The following is a 25,537-nucleotide window of genomic DNA, read 5'->3' as shown; positions in this document are numbered from 1 at the left end:
TCACGAACGACCACATAAAGCCAACGGAGGTAAACCACCTTTGATGGCTGCTTAACTTCTACTTTTAACAGAGTTTAAAAATGGGATGATTACCAAGTCACCAAAAAACTTCTAGAGCGTATGAACCTCTCGCAAACATTTCCAAGCCTGCTTTTAGCTTTGAGCGCATTAGGAAGTAGCAATACCATTGCGCAAACTCAATCTGTTTATAACGGTTATATCGAAGCTGAATACACCTACCTTGCTCCGCCAAGTTCCGGTTGGTTGCAAGTCTTATCAGTCCGAGCCGGTGATCAAGTTAAACAAGATCAAGCCTTATTTGCGCTCGACAATGATTTCCAAGAACTTGTCGTCACCCAAGCATCCGCACAATTAGAACAGGCGCAAGCGAATCTAGCAGATTTACAACTCGGCGCGCGATCAGATGAAATTAAATCGTTGCAGGCGCAGTTAGCAGAAGCGGAAGCGACGTTAAAACTAACCGAATCGGAAAAAGAACGTTGGACACGGCTTGCCGAACATGGCAATGCTTCAAAATCGCAAAAAGACCAAGCCGTTCAAGCATGGCAAGTAGCCAGCGCTAAATTACGTAATCTCAAGGCAACATTGCACCTAGCCCAACTTGGAGCAAGAAAAGAACAGATACATGCTGCACAAGCCAACGTAAAAGCCGCCGAAAGCTCATTGGAGCAAGCCAAGTGGCAACTGCACCAAAGAACCGTATTAAGCCCTTTAAACGGGCGCGTCGAACAAGTCTTTCACCGTCAAGGGGAGTATGTTTCCGCTAACACTCCCGTGCTGTCGCTGATTACTCCGCAGCAGCTAAAAGTAAAATTCTATGTGCCCGAATATGTTTTGTCGGATTTACAAGTGGGCGAATCTATTCGGATTCATTGGGACGGCTCTGAAAAACTGCTGCCAGCAACAATCAGCTATATTTCGAATGTCGCGGAATTCACGCCTCCACTTATCTTTAGCCAGAAATCTCGACAAAAATTAGTGTATCTAATCGAAGCAAAACTAAGCGATGGTCAACTACGTCCTGGTCAGCCAGTCGATGTTACTTTACCTGGCGAGACCTCAGCCAATGACTGAACTGGCAATTGACGTACAACAGTTAGTCAAACGCTTTGATAAAAAACTGGCCGTTGATCATGTCGATTTGCAGATGCCCAGAGGCAAGGTTTGGGGCTTTCTCGGCCCGAACGGTTCAGGAAAAACCACAACCATTCGCATGATTTGCGGACTACTGGAACCGTCCGAAGGCAAAGGTTACTGTTTAGGCTATGACATTCAATCTGAACAAGCCGCCATTAAACTCGCTACCGGCTACATGACACAAAAGTTCTCTTTTTGGGAAGATTTAAGCATTCGGGAAAACTTGGAATTCGTTGCCCGTCTATATCATCTGAAAGACGCCAAAAATCTAGTTAGCAAAACGTTAGATTCGCTTGGCCTCGCAAGCCGCCAACAGCAATTAGCCGGAACTTTATCCGGAGGCTGGAAACAGCGATTGGCATTAGCCGCAGTGACAATGCATAACCCCCAATTACTGTTATTGGATGAGCCAACCGCTGGTGTCGATCCGCAAGCACGACGTGAATTTTGGGACCAGATTCATCTACTCGCCAGCCAAGGAATGACCATTCTGGTCTCAACCCATTATATGGATGAAGCAGAACGTTGCGACCATATCGTTTATCTCGCCGACGGCAAGATTATTACTCAAGGAACTGTACAGCAAATCATTTTAGAATCCGGGCTAGTCACTTACCGTAGCAATGCCGAAAATATCCGAGAGTTAGCCCCACTCTTACGACAGCAAGAAACCGTTGAGCATGCTGCATATTTTGGTGCCGCGTTGCATGTCAGCGGCCCTGATAAAACAGCACTTTACAACACGATCAAAAGAGTCGCCCCCGATATAAATTGGCTTGAGGTAGAAACCACTCTTGAGGACACTTTTATCGCTTTAACGAAAAGAGCTGGTTTGAACAAGGAGCATCTATAATGTGGGCGATTCTCGTTAAAGAGATGATTCAAATGCGTCGTGACCGAGTCACCTTTGCGATGATTTTAACTATCCCGATTATGCAGTTAATCGTATTTGGTTACGCGATTAATAACGACCCGAAACATTTACCCACGGCTGTGCAAATCGAAGATAACAGCTCTATCAGCCGTACTCTTCTCAGTGCATTACAAAACTCAGAATATTTCAGTTTCATCGAAACCGCAAACGGCAAAACAAAAAGCGATGATTTGATTCGGCAAGGCAAGGTCTCATTTATTTTAACTATTCCGGCCGGTTTTAGTGAACGCTTGATTCGTGGTGAACACCCGCAAATATTACTGGAAGCGGACGCGACTGATCCAGTCGCAACGGCCAATGCTATCGCTAAGTTTCAGCTAATTATCGAGCACGCACTCGCACAAGAATTTAAAGGTCCGCTTTCTTACCTTGCTTCCCAAGAAAGCGCTACCGAAGTCATTATATTGCCTCATTACAATCCAGAAGGTGTCACCGCATTCAATATTGTTCCTGGCCTAGTCGGGGTAATTTTAACCATGACCATGGTGATGATCACCTCTATGGCGATGACCCGGGAAGTTGAACGCGGCACGATGGAAAATCTTTTGGCTATGCCAGTGCGTCCCTATCAAGTGATGATCGGCAAAATCACGCCTTATATTTTAGTTGGCGCAGTGCAGACATTAATTATCCTCATCGCCTCGCATTTTTTATTCGCTGTACCGTTTATCGGCTCTTTGTGGATTTTATCGATCGGCGTCGGTCTGTTTATTCTTGCCAACCTCGCTCTTGGTTTTACCTTTAGCACACTCGCTAAAACACAGATGCAGGCCATGCAGCTGACCATCTTTTTCTTTCTACCGTCAATTCTTTTATCGGGTTTTATGTTTCCGTTTCACGGTATGCCTGAATGGGCGCAAGTTATTGGCGAAGGCTTACCTCTAACCCACTTTCTGCGTATTATTCGCGGAGTCATGCTCAAAGATACCGATTTTAATGATCTTGCTCCAGAATTCATGGCTATCGCTATATTTTTAGTAGTGGTTGGAACTCTCGCCATCAAACGCTACCGACAAACGCTGGATTAGCTTAGCAAGGGAACGCAGAACAAGTCCAAATGACTTCAGGCAAAGTAAAATTTAGGCTAAGCAAGGCGTCTGTTTGCAGTCATGTCTAGACCTGGCAATAACAGACAACACCGCTTAGACAAATTTTATAAAGCCCCTATCTCGACTTACCCCTTCGGGCGTCGAGTACTTCGTTTGGGCGAGGTTTTGAAGAGTAACTTCGTTGTTAGCGTTCTCAACCATAGCTAAGGTTCTGCTCCTCAAACGCTGCCTAGAATTTATCTTTTCAAACCCCTCGCTGAAGTCAATGGGGACTTGTTCTGTGCTCCCCTAGAACAACGCTAATTAAATTTCTTTAAAGCTTTCTCTTTAAGCCACATTAAATGGCTCTTGTCAAAAAAGATGCAAGTCCATTGCGTTACTTAATGTTTCTATTTTAATTGGCTTTTCCAGAAAATCATTCATGCCACTTGCAAAGCAGCGCTCTCTATTATGGAGACTTATATCAGCCGATAAGGCAACAATTGGTATCAAATTATTCACTATGCGAACCTTCTCAGCCGCTTCAAACCCATCAACCCCTTGCATATGACAATCCATTAAGATTAAATCAAATTCGCTATCTCGCATGGCATCTAAAACCTTGGAGCCGTCATCCACAGCAAAGCAAGAGTAACCTAAACGCCGTAGAAAACTAGACACCATCATTTGGTTAACCAAGTCATCCTCAACAATCAGGATATTCTTAAATTTTCTCTCTTTTGGTAACGGGTGGCACTTTATATTGGTATCGAGAAATTCATCTTCCGAAATCATCGTTAACTGAAGGCTGAAAGAGACAATATTCCCCAAATTAGCGATTCCTTTTCTATCAACCTCGCCCCCCATCGCCTTGACCATCTGGCAACACACAAATTCAATTAACGTTGTGCCATCATCTTTGCACGATAGTTCACTCATTTCAGAACACCGCTCACCTCCAAGGCCGGTGTTTTCTACTTTCAGCCGACTTCCTGAATCCCTTACTTCAATAAACAACTTTCCGTTACTAGAACTTCTTACAAAAAGGTGAATAAATCCCTTTTCAGTATTTTCTAATGAATCATTCAAGTAGTACTTGATCAAGCGTTTGAAGCGCCTCGCATCCAACATCCAATATCGAGACCCCAAGTTACCAATATCGATAAAAAAATCTAAATTTTTGGCACGACACTTCTGACGAAATTCATTCTCTAACCTTGCTAATACAGAAACCAGATCGGTCTTCTCTTGATTGATGGAAAAATCACCTGAGCGAAGATTGAGATAATCAATTTCAAAATCCAAAATCGTTTTGAGTTTTCGAGATGCGTTTATTGAACTCTCAGCAAATCTTTTTTGTTCAGCGCTTAACGAAGGGGAATCTTTGAGAGTCTGAATGGTTCCTAAAATACTCGCCAACTGAGTTCTTGTCGTAAAATTCAATAACTCAAGTAAAACCGTTTTTTCCTTATCTGATACATTTGGGTTAGATTCTTTAAGACTCTCTTGAGGATATGAATCAGCTTGAGCAATGCTGGCTGGAACTGTTTGCAAACTATGTAATCTGAAACTCTTCTCAACTCTTTTCGAATTAATAAAAAATAGCAAAAAAAGTAATAAAAAGGCGGCTAAGACGAAAAATTGCAAGCTATTAATTTGCGCTTCAAAATCCAATTGCTCAGATTTAGCTTGGCTAAATATCGCGGTATTTCTTGTCAATCTGTCATTAATTGAGACATTTAACGCCAGCAAAATTTCTTTAACGGCATTCTGATAAGCATAAACTTCGTTAAAAAGAACATTCCTTGCCTCTCGTGAATCACCAAAATCAACCAACAAGGATTGAAGCAATATTTGATGCTCTAGCCCATGGTCAGCTAAATAAGACTGCTGCTCTAACATTCTCTTTTCATGCCGATTCAGAGGAAGACCCTTTAGAATCTGAACATTCTTTATGACGTCTTTTCTTAATTCGCTTATTTCTGAAAATAAACGTAACTGATGCGCCCTTTCGGCAGAAATTGTTTGTTCTAATTTAACTTTAATTTGGATTATCGTGTTATAGATATTTGTCAGGTAGGCGGATTTTTTAATGTCAACATCGATAGCACGCCATGTCTGTTGCTTAGTGTTTATAAGTTCTGAAGGGGTGTATAGCTGTAGAAGGAGTAATGTAAATGAGAGTAGGATAAAGGTCAGTAATAGCTGCTTGCTGCTTGCTGCTTTTACTTTTTTTTGAAAAAAAAACAAGTTATAAATCCAAAACATTTTACTTCCCTTTCAATCCTGCAAAATAAACGCAACAACCATAAGCAAAACATAAATAAAAACAATCAACTTTTATACAGTACCAAAAAACTCAACTCATATATATACAAAAGCAATTTTATTGTAAACAAAAAAACTATCACTTCATTAGCCAATGACTATCAACCTACGGAAGCGCAGAACAAGTCCCGATTGACTTCAGGGGGTGTTTGAAGCAGTCAATTCTAGGCAGGTTTCGCAAAGCATAGCATCGCTATGGTTAAGAAGCCTAACAACGAAGTGACGCTTCCAAACCTCGCCCGGAGGGGGAGGGGCTTTGAAAAATTTGGCTAGGCAGTGTTGTCTCTTTTTGTCAGGTCTAGACATGACGGAAAACAGACGCCTTGCTTAGCCTAAATTTTGCTTTGCCTGAAGCCATTTGGACTTATTCCGCGCTTCCCTAACATCCGTCAAACACAATATCTGCTGTTTTTCTATGACAAGCTGCTATTTACCCCCCAAATAATGCGTTTTTTTTCTGCGCCTCTCTAAGCGAAATTTAATGCTTCAAAATTGCTACCGTTGATCCCTTCAACTTCATCAAGCCAGCCGCTTAGTCTGATTCTTCGACAGATGCCAAATCTTTTATATAAACTTACTGACAAACTTAAGTATCATAAGCTCATTCAAAAAACCTAATGAGAACGTTCAAGTGATTCAGTTTGATAAAATCGACCTCGCAACTTTTTTACAAAATTACTGGCAGAAAAAACCGGTTCTATTGCGCAATGCCCTGCCGGATTTTGAAAGCCCAATTTCAGCAGAGGAGTTAGCCGGTTTATCCCTGGAAGAAGAAATCGAGAGCCGTATAGTGGTTCAGAAAGCTGTCGATGATTATGAATTAAAACGCGGGCCTTTCAGCGAAGACGATTACACGGAACTGCCGGAAGAAAAGTGGACGCTATTGGTACAAGGCTGTGACCGTCTATTACCGGAAGTTGCCGATATTCTAAATGACTTCGACTTCTTACCTCGCTGGCGTATAGACGACATTATGATTAGCTACGCCACTACTGGCGGTAATGTCGGCCCGCACTTCGACCATTACGACGTCTTCCTGCTGCAAGCAGCCGGACAACGTCACTGGCAAATCACCAGCCAAGACTGTTTTGAAGACAACTATATTCAAGGCGTCGATTTACGTTTAATGAAAACATTCAAAGTCGAAGAAGACTTCGTTTTAAATCCCGGCGACATACTCTATTTACCGCCAAAAGTTGGCCACCACGGCATTGCTTTGGATGACCAGTGCATGACCTTCTCGGTTGGCTATCGCTCATATCGCGGTCAGGAACTATGGGATTCTTTAGGTGATCACTTATCCGAATTGAGTCTGTTCAAAGAACTGTACCTTGATCCATCAATGCAACCTAATTTGCCCCCTGGGGAAGTCACCGCCGATGCCGCACAAGCAGCGCGTCAGTTAATTGAAAGTAAATTGCAAGACCCGAAACTTTTGCAAACTTGGTTCGCCCGTTTTGCCTCACAGCTTGACCAAGCCGCAGCGCAACAACTTCCGGAACCCTTAACGGCAGAGGAAACTCCTAGCCTGCAAGAATTTATCGATGCACTGCATTCCGAACACGGTTTAATCAAAGATGCTGTCTGCCGTTTCGTGTATACCGATATCGATGCTCAAACTCAGCTGTATATCAATGGCGCGATCTGGGAAAACGTTAATGCACCGGCTGAATTTATCCAGCTACTGGCAAATCAGTACTTCTTGACCATTGATGATCTAATGCCATACATCGATGACAATGGCGTACAAGCTTTGTTATTCGATTTATGGAAACTACAGTATCTGGTTTTCATTGAGTAATACCGACCACTGATAGCGATGGAAATGCGCATGCAAGCCCAATTTAACGATAATGGCGACCCTTATGATTTGGTTCGCTTTTATCTGGCTCAAGAAAGTAATTTTCAAGATGCCTTGGCAGAATTAAAAGCCGGAAAAAAACGCACTCATTGGATGTGGTATGTCTTTCCGCAAATCGAAGGCTTGGCACAGAGCAGTATGGCTCATTTTTATTCGATTAAAAGCCTCGATGAAGCTAAAGCCTATATTCAACATCCATTACTGAGCGCACGTTTATTGGAATCTACCGCAGCGGTTTTACAGCATTCCGATAAATCGCTACGCGAGATTTTCGGTAAACCGGACGACAAGAAGTTCTGCTCGAGCATAACGCTGTTTTCTCTCGTAAGTCACGACAGCGCCCTATTTAGCCATGCCATTGATGTCTTCTGCTCTGGGCAAGCTGACAGCAGAACCTTACAGCTTCTCAAGCACTAAAGCTGCTGACCTATTCAAACGTTAAACGCCCTGCATAAGGATTAAGATGCAAGCCAATATTATTGACGTCACCTTAGAAAACTTCCAAACAACCGTCATTGAAAACTCCGATAAGCTTCCAGTGTTGGTCGACTTCTGGGCACCGTGGTGCGCTCCCTGTAAACAAGTCATGCCGATTTTAGAAAAACTGGCCAAGACCCACAAAGATCGCTTTATCCTGGCAAAAGTGAATACCGAAGAACAGCAACAACTGTCCGAACATTTCCATATCCAGAGTCTGCCGACCTTTAAAATCTGCTATCAGGGAAAGATTGTCGATTCGCTTGAAGGCGTGCAAACTCCAGCTGCATTTCTGGCAGCTTTGGAAAAATATATGCCAACTGATGAGTCAGAGAATCTTCGGCAGAAAGCCTTGGTAGACATCCAATTAGGGAATTATGAAAGTGCTTTAGCTCAATTGGTCGAAGCGTCGCAGTTAAACCCAAACAACTTCAATATCCATCTTACTATCGTTAAGGTTTACCTAGCGCAAGGAGAAATCAGTAAGGCATTAGAGTTGGCGCAGCGTCTACCCGAGGATATTCAACAAGCACCGGAAATCAAAGCACTGCTCACCCACTCAAAATACATTGAACTGGCTGCTGAAATGCCGCCATTAGATACCGTTAATCAACAGTTAGCCAGCAATTCGAATAATGCAGAAATGCTTTATGCGCTTGCTATTTACCAACTAGCCGGCAACCAAACTGAACAAGCAATGCAGAGCCTATTAAAGCTGTTCACCATTCAGCGCGACTTTAATGATGACATTGCTCGCAAAACCCTGTTGGAGCTCTTCGACAGTCTCAAAGAGGTCGAAACAGAATTGGTTAATAGCTATCGCCGTAAGCTACAAAACTTACTTTTCTAAAAATTTAAGATGCTATAAAAACAAAAGGCCGGATGTATTCCGGCCTTCTTATGATCTATTAATCAATTAGATTACAACTGCTTACAATCAAAACCTTTATCGGTTAACAGTTCTTTAGAACCACTATGAGTCAAGACCGCATAAGAAGCATCTTCTGGCTTAAAGTATTTTTCAGCCAATTCGCGAAGCTCATCAATTGTGGTTGAGATAACGCCTTGGCGATACGCCATGCGTACTTCATAAGTACGACCATACAACTGTTGATAGAAAGCTTTCTTCATTTCGCCAGCCGGAGAGCCCGGTTTATCCATCGCTGAAATCACATTCAAAATCGCTTCGTCAACTTTAGCTTGCGTCGCTTCACTAGACATCAACCAATCTTTAGCGCGAGTGAAATCGTCATAAGTTTCCATCAAACGCGGATCACGGTACGAATAAAACACAAAGCCAGCAGCTTCGGCGTTGTAGCTCGCGCCGCCGCCATAAGCACCGCCTTTCTCTCGTACCGCAGTATGTAAGAAACCGTTGCGGAGACAAGCGCCTAATACAGCCAATTTCGCCGCATCGGGATGCCCGCTCGGTACGGCCGGATAAGCCATGGCACAGAAGTTCACTTGCGTGCTGGTAATCCAAGCTTGTTTAACCGCTTGATTTGAGGCTTGCAGACTGAAGTCACTTTGCTGCTGATTCGCTTGTTCTGAACCCCACACGCTTTCAACTGCTTGCAGACTTCCATCCAAACCTTGTTCATCGGTTACCAGCAATGCTTGACGTGGTGCACTAGCAATCTTCGTAGCAATGGTTTCCAGTTCACCGGCAATCTCTTGGATTTTGTCCGGCGTCTCTTGTGACGCTTGATACAAGTCTTTAATCGAACGGACTCCGGCAAAACCGCTGCGAGCAAACTTCCACTGCGCAATCGGAGTAAAGTTCTGCATTGCTGCCATCATCGCATGCGCATGCCCACTCCCGGTAATACCTTGGTCGATACCGGCACGAATCTGTGCAAACAAATCTTGTAATCGCTGATGTTCAGCAAAATTCGGTGCATGCAAGGTATCAAACAATACTTGGCTCATTTCAGTCGCATTACGATTCAAGGCTTTAGAACCAAGTATGTAATGGCTATGCAGCTTTTGGCTGTCATTCAAGTCATCACGCAAAGAAGTACGCGCGCTTAGACCGCCAGTCACAGCTGCTTGCAAGGCCTGTGTTTGTAAATAACCTCGTCCAGCCGAACCGATTTCGGTAATCGCACTGCTAAATAATGGCATTAATGCCTGCTGCTGCTCAGAAAGTTCCGGCATCTGCATAACCATCTGCTGATAGCTAATGCCATTGCTGCCGCAGACATAGTCGGTTACCGAAACCGTACCGATCTGGCGCTGTTCACCTTGATGATTTTTGATATCGACCGGGATATCGTCTTTAGTCACTTCCGGTAATAGACTTGGATCATCATCTTCACCCTGACGTTTATCTAACGCCAGCGCTTGTTCGACAATCTGCTGTTTCTCGGCATCACTCAGTTGCGCTTGAATTTGCGCCAACTTTTCTTGTTCCGCCTGATCTTTCTTAGCAGAAAGCTCGGTATCTGGAACCAAAGTCAAGGTTACGCGATGCGAGTTATCCAGTAGCCATTCCTGAATCAGTTTCGGAATAAACTGCGGATTTTTAATTTCTTCTTCCAACTCATGCAAAGCAGAGTCAACGTCCAATAAGGCGATTGGGTCGCCACCATGCATAGCACCTGCCAAAGATTGCAAAATTAATTGCAAACCGTATGGGTAAGAATCGCCGCCTACTTCACGCTGGCTTAATTCTAATTGATGCAACATCGCTTGCAGTAATTCAGGTTCAACACCCTCGGTAGCAATGCGTTGCAGTTCATCCAAAATCAGTTTTTCAAAAGCTTCGGTGTTATCAGCTTCCGAACCTTGTACACCCAATACAAACGCCATCTCTTTATTGGACTCTTCAAAACCGCATAATGGTGATGGCGCCTCTGCCAAATCGGTATCTTCCAGCACCCTACGCATTGGACAAGAAGAGTTATCCAGCAACACTGCAGACAATAGATGCCCTTTTAGAACTTCTAGCGGATCTTTGTTTTCACCCAATAACCAAGCAATATTGATATAGGTCTTCTTAGCACAGTCTTCCTCATCCAACGCGTAGTGACTAGTTACGCACTTTGGCTCGCTGTAACGTTGTTCGGTGGTAACTTCAACCTTAGCGACAGTGTCTTTAAAGCGAGCAAGTCCTAACTCTTCAAACTGGGTTTGGTGTTCAAAGGCGCTGATATCGCCATAGGTCATAAACACTGAATTCGACGGATGATAATGGAAAGCATGAAAATCTTTCAACTGCTGATAAGTCAAATTCGGAATGTCTTCCGGTTCACCGCCCGAATTATAGTGATAGGTATTGGTTGGGTATAGCTCGCTTGTCAATGTTTGCCACAAAGTTGAAACCGGTGAGCTCATGGCTCCTTTCATTTCATTGAAAACCACCCCTTTATAGGTCAGTTTCGATTCGGAGTTATCCATTTCTTCGAACTCAAAACGATGCCCTTCTTGAGCAAAATCCAGTGGATCAAGATTCGGAAAAAACACCGCATCCATATAAACCTGTAATAAGTTCTGGAAATCTTTACGGTTCTCAGTCGCAAATGGATAAGCCGTCCAATCGCTTGAAGTAAAGGCGTTCATAAACGTATTCAAAGACCGACGAATCATCATAAAGAACGGATCGCGTACCGGATACTTTTCTGAACCACACAAAACCGTATGTTCAAGAATATGCGCCACACCGGTCGAATCCATCGGCACAGTGCGCAAAGCGACCATAAAGACATTCTGTGGATCGTCTGCTGCTAAATGGTAGTGTTCTGCACCGGTCACCTTATGGCGATAATGCTCAACATTCACTTTTAAGGTATCAATCGGTGTCGAACCGAGATATTCAAAGGCTGGATGAATTTTTAAACTCATAAATTCTCTTTAATTCCTGTCTTAATCTTTTATTTTATAGACAAAAAAGGCCATTCAAAAGAATGGCCTTTTATTGGCAAGACGGTTAGAGTTAGTCTTCTACAGCCGTCATAGACAGCTTAACGCGACCTTGCTTATCGATGTCAGTCAGCTTAACGCGAATTTCCTGACCTTCTTTTAGGTAATCATTGACGTCTTCAACACGCTCTTGAGCGATCTGAGAAACGTGGACCAGACCTTCGCGACCCGGCATATAAGCAACGAATGCACCGAAATCCACAATTTTCTTAACCACTGCATCGTAAGTGCGGCCGATTTCCGGTTCAGCGATGATTTCATTGATCTTATCGATTGCGATTTGCGCTGCATCACCATCAACCGCGGCAATTTTCACGTTACCATCATCGTCAAGTTCAATGGTACAACCACTCGCTTCAGTGATAGAACGAATCGTCGCGCCACCTTTACCGATGATTTCACGCACTTTTTCCGGCTTCACTTTCATAGTGAAGAAACGTGGAGCAGTAGATGCTACGTCTTGGTTAGAGTGGCTGATTGCTTTCGCCATTTCGCCCAAGATATGTAGACGACCTGCTTTCGCTTGTTCCAAAGCGATAGTCATAATCTCTTCGGTAATACCGTTGATTTTGATGTCCATCTGTAGCGCAGTAATCCCTTGTTCGGTACCGGCTACTTTAAAGTCCATGTCACCAAGATGATCTTCGTCACCAAGGATATCAGAAAGTACCGCAAAGCCAGATTCTTCTTTAATTAGACCCATAGCGATACCGGCAATCGGCGCTGCAACCGGAACACCAGCATGCATTAGTGACATTGAAGTACCGCAAACCGAAGCCATTGAACTCGAACCATTTGATTCAGTGATTTCAGAAACAACACGGATGGTATATGGGAATTCCGCTTCGGTCGGTAGCATTGCCGCCACACCGCGACGCGCTAGCATACCGTGACCGATTTCACGACGACCTGGGCTACCGGTACGACCACACTCACCAACCGAGAACGGAGGGAAGTTATAGTGCAGCATAAAACGATCATGGTAAGAACCGGTCAATTCATCAACGATTTTCGCATCTTTTTCGGTACCTAATGTAGTAACAACCAATGCCTGTGTTTCACCACGCGTAAATAGTGCAGAACCGTGAACTTGCGGAAGCACGCCAACTTGGCAATCGATTTGACGAACGGTTTTGGTGTCACGACCATCGATACGCGGCTCACCCGCGATAACGCGACCACGAACAACGCTCTTCTGAATCTTAGAGAACATACCTTCGATTTCTTTAGCATTGAACCCATCAGGGTTTGTTTCTGATTCAGCTAATTCTTCTAAAGCTTTAGTTTTCGCTGCATCCAGTGCCGCATAACGATCCATTTTGTCAGAAATCAGATAAGCATCCGCTACATCTTTTTCTACTAGGCCGAATACCGCTTCTTTCAATTCAGTATTTTCCGCAGCAGGCTGCCAATCCCAAGTTGGCTTACCGGCTTCTGTCGCGAAGTTTTCAATCGCTTCGATCGCCACTTGCATCTGTTGGTGACCGAACACCACCGCACCTAGCATAATATCTTCAGACAGCTCAGACGCTTCCGATTCAACCATTAATACGGCTTCTTTAGTACCGGCAACCGACAGTTCCAAATCCGAGTTTTGTAGTGCTTCAGGGCTTGGATTCAATAGGTAATCGCCTTCAGCATAACCAACAATCGCCGCACCAATCGGGCCATTAAATGGGATACCAGAAATCGCCAACGCTGCAGAAGTACCCAACATTGCCGCAACTTCAGCACCCACTTCTGGATCTAGTGCGATAACGGTTGCGATAACCTGCACTTCGTTAAAGAAACCTTTCGGGAACAATGGACGAATCGGACGGTCAATGAGACGTGAAGTCAGGGTTTCTTTTTCTGAAGGACGCCCTTCACGTTTTAGGAAACCACCCGGGATTTTACCGGCAGCGTACGCTTTTTCTTGGTAATTAACCGTTAGCGGGAAGAAGTCTTGACCTTCGTTAGCGGTTTTCGCTCCCACAACGGTAACAAGAACACGAGTATCGCCCATTCCAACGATAACTGCACCGTCTGCTTGACGAGCAACTTCACCCGTTTCTAGGGTTACTTGGTGATTTCCGTACTGAAAAGCACTGGTAATTTTAGACATGGATAATCCTTTTTAAGGTTTCATCTTTAAATATGTGTGAATCTGAAACCTGAATCCCTAAAACCAATCATGAATTGAGCTTTAGGGATTCAGGCTATAAGGACCAATTGCGGTTTACAGATTCAATTTGAAGCTACATTCTACTGTTTATAAGAAAAGAGAAAATAAGAAATCGCAATTTTTTCCAACAAATCAAAAAAAATTGCGCTCACGCATTACCAAAGCTTTTCGCCGGATGCGATCTTCGCTTCCAGCCATTGCTGAAATGCCGGTGGACCATGCGCTAAGGTCAGTGGATCTTTAACGTATTTACGGCGGTTTGGAGGCTGTTGCTGATAAATCAGCGGACGAATATGCTGTTCGGCATAGGCTTTTAGCCAAGCAAGGCTTTTTTCAGGAATTTCTTTGCCGACTGGAGTCGCAAGATCAACATCCAAGCCCTGCCAAGTTAAAATTCGTTCAACAACGATGACTCCAGCTAAATCGGGACGAAAATTCTCCGGTAGATGTGAACCACTTTTAACCCAGTTGCACTCAAAAGTCTGACAAGGATTTTTCGGACGGTTTTGGTAATCATCACAGCCCGAACCGGTACTATGTGGGCAAGGCTTGCCCGGATAGGCTTCACAGCCTTTGACTTTGATTTGTAGCCAGCCGTCACAACAAGCAGTACACGGCTGACATTCTCTGGAATTTTGCATTCAATCGCTTTGTTTAGTAAATAAGCGAAGACTGTAACATTTATGCAATAGCAATGTCACATAAGAGGAATTTACTAGACGATAAATTCAATATAGCAGGCATAAAAAAACCCGCGAAGATGGCTCTTGCGGGTTTCTTGTCGTCGTAGGATTACGAGACCAATCTAGATTACTTACGTAGACCTAGACGTTTGATTAGTGAAAGGTATCTTTCACCGTCTTTCTTGTGAAGGTAATCCAACAGTTTACGACGACGGCTAACAAGACGTAGAAGACCAGTACGTGAATGGTTATCTTGCTTGTGCTCTTTGAAGTGCTCAGTTAGGTACTTGATACGGTGAGTAAGAAGTGCTACTTGAACTTCTGGTGAACCAGTGTCGTTTTCACAAGTTGCGTATTCAGCAACAATTGCAGCTTTAGTTTGAGCGTCAAACATCGGAAATCTCCATTATATCGGTTTTAATAAAAAGCTTATTTCCGCAACCGATGACAGAAATAAGCGGTGAATTTTAATGATTTTCTTATAAGAGTCAATAGCTTAAACAGTAATTATCAACCTATTCGAAAAACTAGGATTTTTATCTGGCAGCTCAGGTATGAATAAAAAGTTCTCAACTGATGGCTTCTTAAATATTAAAAATGAGATAAAAACGTTCTAGGCAAGGCGAAGGCTGCAGACCTTACAAAAGATCTTCACTTTCTGAAGATGAAAAAAAGCCCTTAATCAAGGCGAACTAAGCGAAGTTTGCTTAATGCAAATGAGCGCGAGTACAACAAAGAGTAAGGGCTTTTTAGCTCCTCAGAAATTATTGGCGGCCGAATCCGTGCATATAATGTCCTAATGCGGTGATATCCTCACCCATATGACGCACTAAGTTATCTAGACTCACAATAGTGTTCTCTAGGATATTTACCGCAATATACGGTTCTTCAACTTTTAAGCGGTCATACATTGGACGCGTTAACATCAGGATTTTCACACCATTTTTCGAACACGCTTTCATGCGTAAATCACGAGGCTTACGATCGAAGAATGACATTTCGCCAATCAACGACCCTTTATCTTGACTTCCAACCGGTACGTCGTCTGCATCAGGGCCGGTAAACTGTACTCTTCCACTCAAAACAAAACCAAGCGAATCACCGACTTCGCCAATATCATAGATAATTTCGCCTTTTGAATAATCTTTCTCTTGCAGATAAGCCATTAGACGTTCTACTTCATCCAAAGTAAGCGACTCACAGATTAAATTTTCCTGGAAAAATTTAAACAGCTCCTTGGCGCTAATCGATAGCATAAGCACTCCTTATTTTTAGCTATGATCCACTGGCGCTTTGTGCGCAATAAAAGTGTTCAGTGGACGTCCATCTTCAATGCGGGCTATTCTATCAACAAACACTTCAAAACCTGAAAAAACTTGCTTTAACTCGTCTGGTTGCAACAAAAAACTAGGATTTTTCGGTGAACTTAACTCTTCACCAATATCAATAAAGGTCTGCCACAGAATATAACCACCTTCGGCAAGCTGTTCTTTTAACTGCGGTAACAACTCGCGATTCAAATAACGCACGCCGATTATCAAATCAAATGGTCGTCCTTTAATGTCAGCGGGCACACAGTTTTCAGTATTTAAATCACAGCCGCTAAACTTCACCTGAGCACCTAATGATTGAGCAAGTTGCTTAGCCCGTTTTAACACGCGTGCCTCTTTATCAATGGCAACGACCTGGCAACCTTGCTTAGCAAGAAAAACCGCATCACGTCCGCCGCCACATCCGATATCTAGCACCAATGGGCGCTTGCCATCCAAACTCGCTTGAAGTTTGGGTAAGTATTGGTCAACAAATTCTTGTACCGCACTGCTTGGCTGCCAAAGAATTTTAGAGTTTTTTCCTTCTTGCCATTGCCCTGCCAACATTTTTTGCCACAAAGCCAAATCTTTGTCGGAGTTTAATACCAACGAACCATTAACCTTGTAATGTTTACTATCTAAAAACAGCGAAGCTTCTTCAATCTGCTGTTTGTTGCCGACTAGAAACAGTTGCGCCGGAGCTGCCGGCAACTGGTTTAGGCTTTCAAACAACACTTCAAAAGGCAAATGCGTTGAATCTATCAAATGACCGCTTTGGTAGTCGCCGGAATCACGTAGGTCAAGAATGCCATCAGCTTGTTGATGGCGCATAACGTTTACAGTCATAATGGTTACAAGTTGAATAGACGTTTCGGTTTAATCAGTTCATTTTTCTCATGCCACTCTCCAACACCGATAAACTGACCGTTGTGATCGTAAAAACGCACTAAATCCATTTCCGGCTTAGGCAATCGCAACATACCGCCATGCAACAAGTGCATTGCTTGTGCTTCCACCAAATCAATCCGTGGAAGATGTTGCAAGGCAATGTCCAATGGCTGGAGACACGCTTCTTTTTGCTGCTCAATGTCATCTAAGGTCAGCATATCATCACCAGACAAGCTACCGGTTTGGGTACGGTGCAACGCGGTTAAATGCCCTAAGGTGCCAAGGGCTTTAGCAATATCTTCACCCAAGGTACGAACATAAGTGCCTTTTGAGCAGCAGACATCAAACACAATCTCATTGGCATTAAAGCTCACTAATTCAAGATGATGAATAGTAATCGGACGTGCCGGACGCTCAATTTCGATGCCTTGACGCGCGTACCAATACAGTGGCTTGCCTTGATGTTTAAGCGCCGAATACATCGGCGGCACTTGCTCAATCGAACCGGTAAATTGCTTTAATACTGCATTGATTGAATCTTCACTTAATTCAGGAACGCTCGCAGTACGGATAATTTCACCTTCGGTATCGCCGGTATCGCTTTGCTCGCCTAATTTTAGAGTCGCGGTATAACGCTTATCCGAATCCAATAACAAGCCGGAAACTTTAGTCGCTTCACCTAAACAAATCGGTAATAGACCGGTTGCAAACGGGTCTAAAGCACCGGTATGCCCGGCTTTTTTGGCATTAAATATTTTGCGGACTTTCTGCAAGATGCCATTCGATGAATCACCGGCCGGTTTATTCAGTAAAACAATGCCATTCACAATTTGACGTGGTGGATTACGATGTTGAGTCATTACTTTTTATTCAGCGCCTTGTTGATTAAATCTTCCATATAGGCAACGTTTTCCGGCACGGTATCAAAATAGAAACGTAGCTGCGGAACAATGCGCAAGTTTAGGCGTTTACCGATTTCCGAACGGAAAAAACCGGTCGCTTTACCAAGTGCTTTCAATGTCTGTTCTACTTCCACATCGTCAGAATTGTGGCCAATCATCGAAAAATGGATTTTCGCAACGCTTAAATCTTTAGAGATTTGGCAGTCGGTAATGGTAATACGTTCAAAACGCGGGTCTTTCGCTTCCTGAACGATAAGTGTTGCCAGAGTACGACGCACTTCTTGAGCAACACGAGTAGGACGACTAACAGGTGAGTTCGCCATAAAAATTCCTTCAAAAATTCTGTTTTATAAACACAAATGCCCCATCACAACGATGAGGCACTTGAAGAGTTAAAAGCTAAAACCGCTATTAATCAAGCGTACGTTTTACCTCAACGCGTTCGTAACACTCGATCTGGTCACCAACACGAACGTCGTTATAGTCTTTAACCCCGATACCGCACTCCATACCTTTTTGTACTTCATTAGCATCGTCTTTAAAGCGACGTAGCGACTCCAGAGTACCTTCATAGATAACCACATTATCACGAAGTACACGGATTGGGTTGTTACGTTTAACATTACCTTCGATAACCATACAACCTGCGATTGCGCCAATCTTAGGTGCTTTAAAGACGTCACGCACGTCTGCCACACCAACGATATCTTCACGGAACTCAGGAGCAAGCTTACCTTCAACGGCACGTTTCACTTCATCAACAATTTCGTAGATAACGCTGTAGTATTTCAAACTAATCGACTCGTTATCGATGATACGTTTCGCCGAAGCATCGGCACGCACGTTGAAACCAACAATCAGTGCATCAGATGCAAGTGCCAAGTTGGCATCGGTTTCGGTGATTCCACCCACCGCAGAAGCGATAACATTAACCTTAACTTCTTCGTTAGAAAGCTTAACCAAAGCGTCGGTGATTGCTTCAATCGAACCTTGAACATCCGCTTTAAGGATGATATTGATATTTTGAATATCACCTTCAGCCATTTTGTTGAACATATTGTCCAATTTCGCTTTTTGCTGACGCGCAATCTTAAGTTCTTTGTGTTTCGCTTGACGGTACATTGCCGCTTCACGAGCTTTACGCTCGGTTTCAACGGTAATCATTTCATCACCGGCTACCGGAACACCCGACATACCCAAAATCTCAACCGGAATTGAAGGACCCGCTTCATCAATGGTTTCGCCGGTATCACTAACTAGAGCACGAACACGGCCGTATTCCATACCACACAGTGCAATGTCGCCTTTTCTCAGCGTACCTGATTGAACCAGAACGGTAGCAACCGGACCACGACCTTTATCCAGACGCGATTCGATAACCACACCTTTAGCGTGACCTTCGGTCGGCGCTTCAAGTTCAAGGATTTCCGCTTGAAGAGAGATAGCGTCTAGCAGTTCATCGATACCCATACCGGTTTTCGCCGATACCGGGATAAACTGAACATCACCGCCCCACTCTTCAGGAACCACTTCTTCGTTAACCAATTCTTGCTTAACGCGTTCTGGGTTTGCCGCTTCTTTATCCATTTTGTTGACCGCAACTACGATACCAACACCCGATGCACGAGCGTGCTGGATCGCTTCTTTAGTCTGCGGCATAACACCATCATCCGCTGCAACAACGATGACAACAACGTCCGTTACTTTCGCACCACGGGCACGCATAGCAGTAAAGGCCGCGTGTCCAGGAGTATCGATAAAGGTTAGACCGCCCATGTCAGTATCAACATGGTAAGCACCGATATGCTGCGTGATACCACCAGCTTCGCCGTGCGCTACTTTTGCTTTACGAATGTAGTCAAGTAGTGAAGTCTTACCGTGGTCAACGTGACCCATAATCGTCACAACCGGAGAGCGCTTAACGGTTGCACCGTTATATTCTTGGCCAGTAACTTCGTCTTCGATGGTGGTTTCAGTGAAAGCAACCGCTTTGTGCCCCATCTCTTCAACAATCAGCATGGCTGTTTCTTGGTCTAGCACTTGGTTGATCGTTGCCATGGTGCCAAGTTCCATCATCATATATTTGATGATTTCACCCGACTTAACCGACATCGCCTCTGCCAATGCCGCTAGCGTCATACTTTCAGGAACTTTAACTTCCTTAATTACTGGCGCAGTCGGTTTCTGGAAAGCATGATCGTTCTTGGCAGCTTGTTGCTTATGACGATGCTTACCACGCATACGCATGTGCTGTTCGCCATCCAGAGAAACGCGCTTACCGCCTTTTTTCTTCTCAGCAACCTTCTTAGCACCGCGACCACCATCCTGCACGGCGTGCTTTTCACGGTTTTCTTGATGCTTTTTGTCTTTTTTCTTCTTAGTCGCCTTAGAGTGATCTTCTTTAGGCGGCAAAGGCGCAGAGTCGTCTTCTGTTTTAGTCGATTCTTTCGCTTCCGCTGTTGCAGGCGCTTTATCTTCAGCCTGAGTTTCCACAGGTGCTTCAACTTTTGCGGCTTCTGCTGTAACCGCCGGTTGTTCTTCAACCGCAGGCTCTACCACTTCTTCAACCGGCTCTTCAACGGTTTCCGGTTTTTTAACATAAGTACGAGTCTTACGCACTTCAACGTTAACGGTACGTTTACCGGCAGAAAGCGTTTGCGTCTGCTTACGACGCAAAGTCATCTTCTTTGGTGATTCACTTGCCGACTCACCGTGTAAACTTTTTAGATAAGTCAGCAAAGTCAGTTTTTCGTCTTCAGTGATTGAATCATTCGCGCCTTTACCTTTGACACCAGATTCACCAAGCTGTTCGACTAGCTTGTCAACAGATAGGTTGAGCGTTTCTGCAAACTTCTTTATTGTAACTTCAGCCATTAACCTCTCCCTAGTTGTTATTCAAACCAAGGCGCACGCGCTGTCATAATCAACGCCGCCGCCTTCTCTTCATCAATTTCTAAAATTTCAAGCACTTCATCCGTTCCAAGTTCGGCTAGATCTTCTTGCGATTTAACCCCTTTGGATGCTAGCTTCTTCGCCATTTCCAAGTCCATTCCGTCAAGGTCAATCAGGTCTTGGTCAGGTTCAGCCAATGCTTGTTTTTCTTCTTCGGCAATTGCCATAGTCAGCAGTGCATCTTTAGCACGCTGCTTAAGCTCGGTAACGATGTCTTCGTCGAAACCGTCAATTTCTAGCATTTCTGCTGCTGGAACATAGGCTACTTCTTCAATCGAAGTAAAGCCTTCGGCAACCAGCACTTCTGCCATCTCTTCGTCAACATCTAAGCTGTTTACGAAAATATCAATTTGATCTTTCGACTCAAGCTCGTGTTTAGAAGCCATATCCGTCTGAGTCATCACATTCAGTTCCCAGCCGGTCAGCTCTGAAGCCAATCGGATGTTTTGACCGTTTTTACCAATCGCTTGCGAAAGCGACTCGTCTTCAACCGCCAAATCCATAGTGTGTTTGTCTTCATCAACCATGATTTGTGTAACTTCAGCCGGCGCCATCGCATTGATAACGAATTGAGCGTCGTTGCTGTCCCACATAATAATGTCGATACGTTCACCGTTTAATTCATTGGTAACCGCTTGTACACGACCACCACGCATACCAACACAAGCACCAATCGGATCAAGACGCGGATCATTAGCACGCACCGCAATCTTGGCACGATAACCCACATCACGCGCTGCTGACATAATGTCAATCAGATCGTCTGAGATTTCCGGTACTTCAATCTTAAACAATTCAATCAGCATTTCATTACAAGCACGTGACATGATTAGCTGAGGACCACGCGGGCGGAATTCAACAAGTTGTAGATAAGCGCGAACGCGGTCACCCATGCGGAACGTTTCACGGCCGACCAACTCACTGCGAGGAACCACTGCATCAACGTTATCGCCCATGTCTAGGATAACGTCGCCGCGGTCAATACGTTTAACCTGACCGGTTAGAATTTCGCCAACACGTTTTTCATAAACTTCGACAACTTTCTTACGTTCGGCTTCACGAACTTTCTGAATAATAACCTGCTTAGCTGTTTGCGCGCCGATACGACCGAAATCGATTGATTCGATCTCTTCTTCTAGAAACTCGCCTACTTGTGCATCGGCTTTTTCGTCAACCGCATCCATATGGCGGATATACCAACCAACGTGATCTTCGATGTAAACATCATCTGCAATCACTTCCCAGCGACGGAAGGTGCGGTAATCACCGGTGATACGGTTGATTTCAACACGCGCATCGATTTCATCGTCGTGACTACGACGGGTAGCGGTTGCTAAAGCGGTCTCAATAGCGTCAAAAATAATCTCTTTTTCAACACCTTTTTCATTGGCCATAATTTCAACAACGGCTAATACTTCCTTACTCATATTCGTTCGCCTTACTTAAAACTGAAAATACCGATAAAAATCTTCTATTCAAACAAGCCATTATTTAGGCTTATTTACGCAATCAAGCGCTATTTAAATTCTGGAACCAGATTCGCCTTCTCGATGCAATCGAAAGGAATCGGGTAGATTTCATTATCTACACTGACTTCGATGCCTTCTGCATCAACTTTAACCATCTTGCCTTTAAAGCGTTTACGCCCAAGTACATCAACACTGCTTCGTACCTGCACGGTTTGTCCTTGATAACGAGCAAACTGCTCCGGCTTGAATAATTGACGATCCATGCCTGGAGAAGAAACTTCCAGGTTATAGGCACTACTAATCGGGTCCTCGACATCCATGATGGCACTTACTTGGTAACTGACCTGTGCACAATCATCCACGGTGATACCACCGTCTTCTTTATCGACATATAAACGCAAAGTAGAATGACGGCCGGCGGAAATATATTCCACGCCCCAATATTCAAACCCCATTGATTCAATGGTCGGTTTTAGCGCTTGTTCAAGTTTGTCTTCTAATCTCACCGATGACTTCCATAGTTTCAGATAACAAAAAACCCCGTAAAAACGGGGTTTTTTAAAAGATAAGCCGCTGAATTATAAAACTACAAATCAACGCTTATAAGTTTTTTAAAAAATCTGCGCAAGATAATAGGCGCATAACGCCGATTTGTCAAGGCTACTGCACCAGTTAAGTGGTTCTATTTAAGCAAACCAACGACAAGTTAACCTTTGTTACCAAGATTAAGGAAATTCACCATTCAGATTAATTATTTAATGCCTTTAATTTTACAAATATTAAAGCCGTCATCAAGGCATCATTGAACGCATCATGCTGCCCTAATGAAGGAATCTGCAATTTTTCCAATATCACCGGAAACGACAAATCGATATTCGGCTCAATGCAGGAACGTTTGTATTTTTGCAAGGCGTATTCACGATACATACCGGACACTTCAATTTGCGCATTCGGCAGACCAATTCCTAAATATGGCTTAATAATGCGATTAACCATTGCCACATCAAAATCCAAATAGTAACCAACTAAAGTCGCACCGCCGATAAAATGTAGGAAATCGTGCATTGCCTGCATTTCATCCGCATACAGGTTGGCATTATTCACAACATCGACATTGCGAATCTGGTGAATTTCTATGCTTTCTGACGAAATCTCTACCGGCTGCCTAATCGCCAAATTAAGGCTTTGGCTTGTCTGAATTTCATTGCCGATGATTTTGATGGCGCTCAAGGTGATAATTCGATCTCGTTTTCGGTTTAAGCCAGTCGTTTCACAATCAAAACAAACAAAAACATCCGGCTCCTTAGCGAACAAAAAGGCATAATCCTGATCTTTCAACTGCTTGCGCATTTTGGCAAGACGATTGGAGCTGATCCACTTTTGTAAAAGCTCAATCATCAGCTCATACCGTGCAAATCAAAATGATGCGTGATTTTCTTTTTAAAATCATCAACCACCTTAAAACTCTGTTTCAATAAATCTTGCTGCATATGGCTCAATTCCGACAGGCGAATATTGTTATCCGGAACAGTGATGCCGTGCTCGATTTGATGAAGCATTGAATCCAAACGCAAGGTGTTTAGATAGTTCAGCGTTTCGCCCAATTCAATGCCGAACTCTTTACTAAAGACCCCTTTATCCATCAAGGCTTTAATCCGCCAATGGGTATTGGTCTGCGGCAAATCGGTTTCTAACGCATAACAACGTACACCATGGACTAAGCTAAAAATTCCGCCCTTTTTAATATCCAGCTGGTCATGATCATCGTCTTCTTCGGCAAGTAAACCACCGAAGAAACCAATCGGTGTTTTGAAACGTAAAATCGAGACCGCGAAATGGCGTAAAAAAACCGGATAGTCTGCGCTCATTTTCACCAATTTCTGTTTTATATCACCAAGCCATTCGCTGTTACCGTAAACAGACTCTGCATCAAACAGAATCGCCGCATACATGAAATTCTCTTCCGATGGCGATTGATACCAATCTTGGATTTTTGCCTTGAATTCAGTTTGGCTCAGTCGCCATTGAGGATTAGATAACATGATATTGCCAGGACACGGCGGAAAACCTAATTCCTGTAATTTTTGCGAGAAAGATTCGGCAAAGGCATCTAACAAAACCGTATCTTCTTGAGATAAATTATCTACATAAATCAGACCATTATCTTGGTCGGTTCGCACCACTTGTTCGGAACGGCCTTCACTTCCCATAACAAAAACACAAACTTTATCCAGCAAACTTTCAGGTAGCAACATCTCAATTAGGCGGAGCATCATCTTGCGATGAAGCTCATTCACTAACTTAGCGATATAGTGAGTTTTAATGCCTTTACGATTAAGGTTTTTGATGAGTTGGTCTATTTGCTGCCCGGCAAGAACCAAATCATCAATACTTTTCGCCTGTTCAACCTTGGTTAAAACCAAACCGGACTGATTGGCAAATAGGCTCATTAAATCTTTCTGATGGAGAAAACCGCAAAAACCGTCATCGCTTCGTACCGCTAAGCGATCGACTTGATAACGCGTCATCTTCAATAAGGCATTAAACAGATAATCGTATTCATGCACCGAATACACCGGTTTATGCGCTAATTCCAGCAAAACGCTATTACCGGTCAATTTTTCAACTTGGCCACTAGCGACGAACTTCAACACATCGGTAGAGGTAATAATACCGACCGATTCATCAGCAAAGTGAATCAAACAAGCATCCGATTTTACATCGACCATCTTTTGCGTGGCTTCTAATAAAGTTGCCGACTCGTCAACCTCGACTAAGGTTTGTATCGGTGCACTGATAACCGTGTCCATCATCACTTCAGTCGACGCCGCCGATTGGATGGCCTGATGCACTCTATTCAGTTTTTCGACAATCGACGAATCAAAAAATTGCTCAAAAGCGACACAACTATTAACGGCTTTTTTAAAAAGCGTGGCCGACAATTTATAGACAATCGACTCTTCAACAACTTCATAACGAGGGTTGCTTTGCGACTTGCCTAACAATTCAGTATCACCAAAAAAACCGCGCACGCTGTAATGAGCAACAACCCCTTCCGTATTTAATTCTGCGACCTTGCCTTTTATCAGAATAAACAAGGCTTTATCTACATCACTCTGACTTGGATTAAGAAAAGTTTTGGCAGGCAGATAGCTGACATCCATACTGTCAGCCAGTTCAAACAAGAGCGGTTTAGGAAGAAGATCGAAAGGAGGAATTTGTGCCAAAAAATCGCGTTGCTGAGTAATCGCCATAGAACTTTTGCCTTAAAGTTAACCTTACCAATGAATAACAGGCCTTAGTTTACCGCTAATGTGCTCCCATACGTCTTAATACATCGCAAATAACGCTATAAAAAATAGAAACAAAAATGTATGGTCCGCCTCGTTATTGCAAGTGTAAAATAAGATTTAACGAGTTGGAATTGCGCTAATGTATTCGGAGTCTACATTGAGCGGTATT

The 25,537-nt window shown here is 43.7% G+C and carries 20 protein-coding genes; 6 read left to right on the top strand and 14 right to left on the bottom strand.

Annotation, left to right across the window (positions count from 1 at the left end; translation table 11 throughout):
• Window positions 1-120: 120 nt before the first annotated feature.
• From J3998_RS11800 to J3998_RS11790, 3 genes are read left to right on the top strand one after another with little or no spacing between them, the layout of a single operon-like run.
• On the top strand, window positions 121-1,095 hold the full coding sequence (locus J3998_RS11800) for an HlyD family secretion protein (protein ID WP_208150872.1): 975 nt from the start codon (window positions 121-123) through the stop codon (window positions 1,093-1,095).
• The gene (locus J3998_RS11795; RefSeq protein WP_208150871.1) at window positions 1,088-2,011 is read left to right on the top strand and encodes an ABC transporter ATP-binding protein; all 924 of its coding nucleotides are present in this window, start codon (window positions 1,088-1,090) and stop codon (window positions 2,009-2,011) included. Before J3998_RS11800 ends, J3998_RS11795 begins: the two co-directional genes overlap by 8 nt.
• The gene (locus J3998_RS11790) at window positions 2,011-3,120 is read left to right on the top strand and encodes an ABC transporter permease (protein ID WP_208150870.1); all 1,110 of its coding nucleotides are present in this window, start codon (window positions 2,011-2,013) and stop codon (window positions 3,118-3,120) included. Before J3998_RS11795 ends, J3998_RS11790 begins: the two co-directional genes overlap by 1 nt.
• Before the next feature lie 372 nt (window positions 3,121-3,492).
• Here J3998_RS11790 and J3998_RS11785 read toward each other — a convergent pair whose 3' ends face one another.
• The gene (locus J3998_RS11785) at window positions 3,493-5,388 is read right to left on the bottom strand and encodes a response regulator (RefSeq protein WP_208150869.1); all 1,896 of its coding nucleotides are present in this window, start codon (window positions 5,386-5,388) and stop codon (window positions 3,493-3,495) included.
• Window positions 5,389-6,079: 691 nt separating this feature from the next.
• Between J3998_RS11785 and J3998_RS11780 the strand changes: the two genes are divergently transcribed.
• The 3 genes from J3998_RS11780 to J3998_RS11770 are packed head-to-tail and all read left to right on the top strand — an operon-like array spanning window position 6,080 to window position 8,636.
• Complete coding sequence (locus J3998_RS11780; protein ID WP_208150868.1) at window positions 6,080-7,249, top strand: JmjC domain-containing protein; 1,170 nt, start codon at window positions 6,080-6,082, stop codon at window positions 7,247-7,249.
• Window positions 7,250-7,279: 30 nt separating this feature from the next.
• On the top strand, window positions 7,280-7,726 hold the full coding sequence (locus J3998_RS11775; RefSeq protein WP_208150867.1) for a DUF1810 domain-containing protein: 447 nt from the start codon (window positions 7,280-7,282) through the stop codon (window positions 7,724-7,726).
• A 46-nt stretch (window positions 7,727-7,772) separates the two neighbouring features.
• Window positions 7,773-8,636, top strand: a complete 864-nt coding sequence (locus J3998_RS11770; RefSeq protein WP_208150866.1) for a tetratricopeptide repeat protein — start codon at window positions 7,773-7,775, stop codon at window positions 8,634-8,636.
• Between the two features lie 71 nt (window positions 8,637-8,707).
• On the opposite strand, the gene J3998_RS11765 is transcribed toward J3998_RS11770, so the two are convergent.
• The 13 genes from J3998_RS11765 to J3998_RS11705 form a co-directional block, all read right to left on the bottom strand.
• Window positions 8,708-11,629, bottom strand: a complete 2,922-nt coding sequence (locus J3998_RS11765; protein ID WP_208150865.1) for an insulinase family protein — start codon at window positions 11,627-11,629, stop codon at window positions 8,708-8,710.
• Between the two features lie 91 nt (window positions 11,630-11,720).
• The gene (pnp, locus tag J3998_RS11760; RefSeq protein ID WP_208150864.1) at window positions 11,721-13,811 is read right to left on the bottom strand and encodes a polyribonucleotide nucleotidyltransferase; all 2,091 of its coding nucleotides are present in this window, start codon (window positions 13,809-13,811) and stop codon (window positions 11,721-11,723) included.
• A 215-nt stretch (window positions 13,812-14,026) separates the two neighbouring features.
• Window positions 14,027-14,512 carry a hypothetical protein gene (locus tag J3998_RS11755; RefSeq protein ID WP_208150863.1) on the bottom strand — a complete coding sequence of 162 codons (486 nt, stop codon included), beginning with the start codon at window positions 14,510-14,512 and terminating at the stop codon, window positions 14,027-14,029.
• A gap of 169 nt (window positions 14,513-14,681) precedes the next feature.
• Entirely contained in the window at window positions 14,682-14,948 is a 267-nt protein-coding gene (gene rpsO, locus J3998_RS11750) for a 30S ribosomal protein S15 (RefSeq protein ID WP_208150862.1), read from the bottom strand.
• A gap of 370 nt (window positions 14,949-15,318) precedes the next feature.
• A complete protein-coding gene (locus J3998_RS11745) occupies window positions 15,319-15,810 on the bottom strand; it encodes a Crp/Fnr family transcriptional regulator (RefSeq protein ID WP_208150861.1) in 492 nt (163 codons plus the stop codon).
• Between the two features lie 15 nt (window positions 15,811-15,825).
• Complete coding sequence (locus J3998_RS11740) at window positions 15,826-16,710, bottom strand: methyltransferase domain-containing protein (RefSeq protein WP_208150860.1); 885 nt, start codon at window positions 16,708-16,710, stop codon at window positions 15,826-15,828.
• 5 nt (window positions 16,711-16,715) lie between these two features.
• Entirely contained in the window at window positions 16,716-17,612 is an 897-nt protein-coding gene (gene truB / locus J3998_RS11735; protein WP_208150859.1) for a tRNA pseudouridine(55) synthase TruB, read from the bottom strand.
• Window positions 17,612-17,977 carry a 30S ribosome-binding factor RbfA gene (rbfA, locus tag J3998_RS11730; protein ID WP_208150858.1) on the bottom strand — a complete coding sequence of 122 codons (366 nt, stop codon included), beginning with the start codon at window positions 17,975-17,977 and terminating at the stop codon, window positions 17,612-17,614. The genes truB and rbfA overlap by 1 nt, the downstream gene beginning before the upstream one ends.
• A gap of 88 nt (window positions 17,978-18,065) precedes the next feature.
• The gene (infB, locus tag J3998_RS11725; RefSeq protein WP_208150857.1) at window positions 18,066-20,528 is read right to left on the bottom strand and encodes a translation initiation factor IF-2; all 2,463 of its coding nucleotides are present in this window, start codon (window positions 20,526-20,528) and stop codon (window positions 18,066-18,068) included.
• A gap of 17 nt (window positions 20,529-20,545) precedes the next feature.
• Entirely contained in the window at window positions 20,546-22,033 is a 1,488-nt protein-coding gene (gene nusA / locus J3998_RS11720; RefSeq protein WP_208150856.1) for a transcription termination factor NusA, read from the bottom strand.
• A gap of 89 nt (window positions 22,034-22,122) precedes the next feature.
• Window positions 22,123-22,581 carry a ribosome maturation factor RimP gene (gene rimP, locus J3998_RS11715; protein WP_208150855.1) on the bottom strand — a complete coding sequence of 153 codons (459 nt, stop codon included), beginning with the start codon at window positions 22,579-22,581 and terminating at the stop codon, window positions 22,123-22,125.
• A gap of 241 nt (window positions 22,582-22,822) precedes the next feature.
• Window positions 22,823-23,473, bottom strand: a complete 651-nt coding sequence (locus J3998_RS11710; RefSeq protein ID WP_208150854.1) for a 3'-5' exonuclease — start codon at window positions 23,471-23,473, stop codon at window positions 22,823-22,825.
• Window positions 23,473-25,329, bottom strand: coding sequence for a DUF294 nucleotidyltransferase-like domain-containing protein (locus J3998_RS11705; RefSeq protein WP_208150853.1), 1,857 nt, complete (start codon window positions 25,327-25,329; stop codon window positions 23,473-23,475). Before J3998_RS11705 ends, J3998_RS11710 begins: the two co-directional genes overlap by 1 nt.
• Window positions 25,330-25,537: the final 208 nt, after the last annotated feature.

Source organism: Thiomicrorhabdus marina (assembly GCF_017571465.1).
Classification (GTDB): Bacteria; Pseudomonadota; Gammaproteobacteria; order Thiomicrospirales; family Thiomicrospiraceae; genus Thiomicrorhabdus; species Thiomicrorhabdus marina.
This window is presented reverse-complemented; position numbering and strand designations above follow the sequence as displayed.